Consider the following 5,250-nt stretch of genomic DNA (forward strand, 5'->3'; position numbering starts at 1 on the left):
TGGGTGCGCCAGACTTCCTTCTGGGTGGTGAGGTCGGTGGCGGCGATCCAGCCGCGGATGCCGTATTCGGCGCCGGCGACACCGGACACCGCCATGTTCTTGACGATCAGCGGCGCGCCGGTGATGACCTCGCCCTTGTCGGGATCGGCGACCTGACGCTGCCAGGCCACCTGACCGGTCTCCTTGTTGGTGGCGATCAGGCGGCCGTCCAGCGTGTGCGAGATGACGAGATTGCCCCACAGCGCCACGCCGCGATTGTCGACGCCGCAGCAGGCGATCGCGCCGGCCCAATCATGATCCGTCTTCGGATCCATCTTCCAGACCAGTTGGCCTTTGCCGCCGCGCGCATCGATCTTGTAGACCGAGCCCCAGCCGTCGGTGACGTAGATCATGCCGTTCTCGACGATCGGCGTGCCTTCGAGACCGCCGTGGCTCCAGATGCCGCCACCCTCGACGCCGCCGAGATGCATGGTCCAGGCGACCTTCAGGTTCTTCACGGTGTCCTTGTTGATCTCCTTCAACGTCGAGAACCGCGTGCCCGAGTAGTTCTTGTGGTGATGCAGCCAGTTGCCGGCCTCCTTCTCGGCGTTCAGCAGCCGCTCCGGAGTCGTCTCGTCGGCGGCCCGTGCCGGCGCTGCGAGCTGGAAGCAAGCAAAGGCGGCGCTCGCGAGCAGCATCGCCCGCAATGTGGTCCCGAGATGTTTCCTCATCATTTCCCTCTCCCAACATGATTTTGAGCTTTGTTGAACGACACTCCGCTGGCTCGCAGCGAAGAGGCAGCAGGCGACAAAAGAGCTTCAGGGCGACTTCCGAACCTCGACCTCCGTTTCGATGGATCCAGCCTTCTGGAACACGATCGTGCAGGTGAAGCGCTTGCCGGGCTCGAGCGGCTCGCGCGTCTGCAGCAGCATCACGTGATAGGCGGTCGGCAGCAGCACCAGCGTACTGCCCGCGGGAATCGGAATGTTGGGGATGGAGCGCATCGCGGGCGCGCCTTCGCCGCGATCCACGATGTGGCGCTCGGAGAAATTCGCGATCGGACAGCGCACGCGCATCAAGGCTTCGGGCGATGACGTCTCGTTCCGGATCGTGAGCAACAGCGGAATGTCACGACCGACCTCCGGCGCCGCGGGAACCCAGGCGTCGGACAATGTCAGCCCCTCGCCGGCCACCCCAGGCCGCGACATCATAGCAATGGACAAGGCTGAAAATGCCGCGAAAATTATGCGCGCGACAACCGGCAGAGGGCCTAAGCGCACGCTGCCCTCCGAGGGCGCCGAGCGGCATTGGTCACGCTTCGAACGAGCCGGTTGATCCGACACGGACGCCCTCCCCGATCAATGGAAGCCATTTTAGCTTGGCTTGCTTGTTTTGAATTCGTACTCTGAATTCGAATTCCTCGCAAATGGATTTTTGCGGCCGCCGTGCTATTGTTCCCCAAAACGTGATGGTCCATGCGAATCGTGCCTCCTGCCCCCTCCCTGGTCGACCAGGTCGTCGAAGCGATCACCGACGAGATCGTCAGCGGCGTGCTGACGTCTGGCTCACGGCTGATCCAGGACGATCTCGCCCAGGCCTACGGCGTGTCGCGACAACCGGTTCAGCAGGCGCTGGTGTTGCTGCGCGGTTGCGGGCTGGTGCAAAGCGCGCCCGGCCGCGGGCTGATCGTGGCACCGCTCGACCCGGGTTTGGTCCGTGATCTCTATGAGATGCGTGCCGTGCTCGAAGGCCTTGCGGCGCGGCTCGCCGCCGAGCGCGCGAGCGATCGCGCGGGGCGCGAAGGGCCCGCCTACATCGTGGCCGGCCACGAAGCCCTCAAGAGCGGCCAGGTCAGCCGCAAGATCGAGACCGACATCGCCTTCCACCGCTTCCTGAGCGAGCTCTCTGGCAACACGCTGATCGACGAGACGATGGCTCCGCACTGGCCTTATCTGAAGCGCGTGATGTCCGACGTGCTGCAGAAGGAGGAAGGCATGTCCCAGACGGTCTGGGACGAGCACGAGGATATTCTCGCCGCCGTGATCGAGGGGCGCAGCACGGACGCCGAGCGCCTCAGCCGCGAGCACATTTCGCGCGCGGCACGCGTGTTCATCCGCCACCTCGAAGCCCAGCAGGACGACAGGCCGAAGCAGCGGCGCACGCTCGCGGGACGGAAGATGTCGCTATGACGCATCGCGCACGAGACATGATGGCTGACCGGACGCAGGAGGCCACGTGCCGCCGCTGAAGACCCAGCCGAACCTGACCGAGCGCGTCTACCAGCGGATCCTCTCCGACATCGTCGGCGGCGAGCTGCCGGAATCGGCGCGGCTGATCCAGGACGATCTGGCGCGCGACCTCGGCGTTTCCCGCCAGCCGGTGCAGCAGGCGCTGCTCCTCTTGCGCAATCAGGGCTTTGTCCGCGAGGCGCCGGGGCGCGGCCTCGAGGTCGCGCCGATCGACACCGACTTCATCCGCAATCTCTATGAGATCCGCGCCGTCGCCGAAGGGCTCGCCTGCGGCTTGGCGGCGACGCGCGGCGCCGAGCGGGCTGCCGAGGAAGGCCCCGGGCTGATCGAGCAGGGCCGCCGTGCCGAGCGCGAGCATTCGGTCGAGAAGCTGATCGAGGCCGACGTCAAGTTTCACGAGTTCCTCTATCGGATCTCCGGAAATTCGGTCATTCAGGATACGACCCAGCCGCATTGGCTGCATCTGCGCCGGCTGATGGGCGAGGTGCTGATGCGCGACGAGACGCCGCGGCGGATCTGGGACCAGCACGAGGACATCCTCAACGCCGTGATCGCCGGCGATGCGCCAAAGGCCGAGGATCTCGCCCGCCAGCACATCACGCGCACCGCCACGGTGCTGCTGGCGCGGCTGTCGAAGCAACGCGACCGCGTGCCGGTCGCAACGCCGTCATGATGCGTTGAGCGCCCGATCGCGCGCTCGGTCGCAGTCGTGAGGAACTCCGGCTTGCCCTGGAACGTTGCGGACAAGGGATGCCACAGCCTCCCTTCCGCGTCGGCAGCCGCCTGCGCCAACCGACGGACTCGCGACGTGCGCAGCAAGGCCAACGCCCCGACCTTCAGCCCCGCGGCCGACATCGAGGGCGTCTCCGATCGGCAGCGACGGGAAATCCAGGCGCAGAGCCGGCCCAACGCCGCGCTGATTCATGAGACCATCCGCGCCGAAGGCGAAAGCGAGCTGGAGCGACGCTGGTTCGCGATCCTGCTGTCGGGACTTGCGGCAGGCCTGTCGATGAGCCTGTCACTGATCGTGCAGGGCGAATTCCAGGCCTTCGTCGCCGACGAGGCGGCCCGACGGCTGTTCGCCCCGCTGGGCTATACCGCCGGCTTCCTCGTGGTCGTGCTCGGGCGGCAGCAGCTCTTCACCGAGAACACGCTGACGCCGATCCTGCCGCTGCTGCATCATCGCGACGCAAAGACGCTCGTCCAGGTCGCGCGGCTGTGGAGCCTGGTGCTGATCGCCAATGTCGCGGGGACGTGGGCCGCGGGCGCGGCGCTGGCCTACACCGACGTCTTCGACCCGCGTATCGTCGACGCCTTCACCGAGATCAGCCGCCATACGGTCGAAGGCCCGTTCTCGACCACCTTCATGCGCGCGGTCTTCGCCGGCTGGCTGATCGCGCTGATGGCGTGGCTGCTGCCGGCCGTGCGCGGCGCTCGCGCTCACATCGTCATGGTGATGGCCTATCTGGTGGCGCTGGGCCAGTTCGCGCACGTCATTGCCGGATCGGTCGAATGCGCCTTTCTCGTTCTGAAGGGACAGGCCACGCTGAGCGACTACGTCGCAGTCTTCTTCGTCCCGACCCTGCTCGGCAACGTCGTGGGCGGGACGACGCTCGTGGCAATGCTGAACTACGGCCAGGTCGCTGCCGAGCTCGACCAGACATCCTGATCCCGGTCGTCGTCAGGCAGCCGGCAAGGCGAAGGAGAACGTCGCGCCGCCCTGCGGATCGTTGGTCGCGGACAATTCGCCGCCGTGCTCGCGCACGATGCCGTAGCTGATCCAGAGCCCGAGGCCGGTGCCCTCCCCGACGCGCTTGGTGGTGAAGAACGGCTCGAAGATATGGCTGAGATGATCCTTGTCGATTCCCGGTCCATTGTCGGTGATCCGGAACAGGATCTCGCCGCCGTGGCGCGACGCTGCGACGACCAGGCGCGGCAGCTCGGTGGCGCGCATCGCATCGATCGCGTTCTCGACCAGATTGACGATCACCTGGTGCAGCTGGCCTTCATTGCCGGAGATCCACAGATCCGGCTCGACCTCGATCTGGATGTCGACCCGGTGCTGCTTGGTGCGCCCGGCCCACAGCACCGCCGTGTTGATCAACCGCTCGATGTTGACACGCTCGACCTCGCCGAGCTTGGAGAACGACAGCCGGCGCAGATTCTTGACGATCTCGCTGATGCGCACGGCGCCTTCCAGCGTGCCCTCGATCAGCGGCCCGAAATCCTCCACGATGGCATCGATGCGAAGCTCCTTGCGCAACGCTGCCACCTCGCTGGAAGCCGGCTGCTCGTGGACCGCGTCGAGATAGCCAACCAGCGCAGTCCGGTAGCGCATCAAGGTATGAACGTTGCCATAGACGAAGCTGATCGGGTTGTTAAGCTCGTGCGCGACGCCGGCGACGAGGCGGCCGAGGCTTGCCATCTTCTCCTGCTCGACCAGCTGCCGCTGCGCCCGCTGCAGCTCCTGATGTGCCTTGTGCAGCGCCTCATAGGCGCGGCGCAGCTCGCCGATCGGACGTCCCGTCAGAACGACGCCGATGAAACGGCCGCGATGGTCGTGACGCGGCGAGCTGTTGATGGCGAACAGGTCGGAGCTCGATCCGCCGGCGGCAAACCGCAGCTCGCCGTCGACCACCTCGGCACTGCTGCGCGGCTTCAGCAACGCCGCAAGCTTGCCGCGGTGATCGTGATCGATCATCTCGGCGATATTGCGTCCCGCGATATCCTCGAGCGTGCGTCCCGACGCGCGCTGGAAGGCCGAGTTGGCCTGCTGCACCGTGCCCCTGGCGTCGCACACGACGAGAATGTCCGAGACGGACTCGATGACGTTGGTGACAAAGGCCTGCGCCTCCTCGAGCTCGGCATTCTTGTGCTCGAGATCGACCTCGTAGCGCAGGAGGTCGGAATAGACCTCGTCCATCTTGCGGATGACTTCGATCCAGACACCCTCGCGCTCGCTGTCGAATTCGAGCGCGCTGCTGCTCGCGATCAGCTTCAGCAGCGTGTCCGCGCCGGACTC

General features: G+C 65.9%; 6 protein-coding genes. 3 read left to right on the forward strand and 3 right to left on the reverse strand.

Going from position 1 to position 5,250, the window contains the following annotated elements; genetic code table 11:
• A partial coding sequence (locus tag BRAS3809_RS18290) for an outer membrane protein assembly factor BamB family protein (RefSeq protein WP_035656726.1) occupies positions 1–710 on the reverse strand: 710 nt, incomplete at its 3' end.
• Positions 711–797: 87 nt separating this feature from the next.
• Positions 798–1,187: a copper chaperone PCu(A)C gene (locus BRAS3809_RS18295; RefSeq protein WP_008963569.1), complete on the reverse strand. Its 390-nt coding sequence runs from the start codon at positions 1,185–1,187 to the stop codon at positions 798–800.
• A gap of 267 nt (positions 1,188–1,454) precedes the next feature.
• Between BRAS3809_RS18295 and BRAS3809_RS18300 the strand changes: the two genes are divergently transcribed.
• The 3 genes from BRAS3809_RS18300 (at position 1,455) to BRAS3809_RS18310 (ending at position 3,897) form a co-directional block, all read left to right on the forward strand.
• Positions 1,455–2,168, forward strand: a complete 714-nt coding sequence (locus BRAS3809_RS18300; RefSeq protein ID WP_008963570.1) for a GntR family transcriptional regulator — start codon at positions 1,455–1,457, stop codon at positions 2,166–2,168.
• Positions 2,169–2,214: 46 nt separating this feature from the next.
• Positions 2,215–2,901, forward strand: coding sequence for a GntR family transcriptional regulator (locus BRAS3809_RS18305; RefSeq protein ID WP_008963571.1), 687 nt, complete (start codon positions 2,215–2,217; stop codon positions 2,899–2,901).
• A 135-nt stretch (positions 2,902–3,036) separates the two neighbouring features.
• Positions 3,037–3,897, forward strand: coding sequence for a formate/nitrite transporter family protein (locus tag BRAS3809_RS18310; protein WP_008963572.1), 861 nt, complete (start codon positions 3,037–3,039; stop codon positions 3,895–3,897).
• Positions 3,898–3,909: 12 nt separating this feature from the next.
• On the opposite strand, the gene BRAS3809_RS18315 is transcribed toward BRAS3809_RS18310, so the two are convergent.
• Positions 3,910–5,250, reverse strand: a 1,341-nt coding sequence (locus BRAS3809_RS18315) for a sensor histidine kinase (protein ID WP_035656724.1), incomplete at its 5' end; no start/stop codon positions are given.

Source organism: Bradyrhizobium sp. STM 3809, from assembly GCF_000239795.1.
Classification (GTDB): Bacteria; Pseudomonadota; Alphaproteobacteria; order Rhizobiales; family Xanthobacteraceae; genus Bradyrhizobium.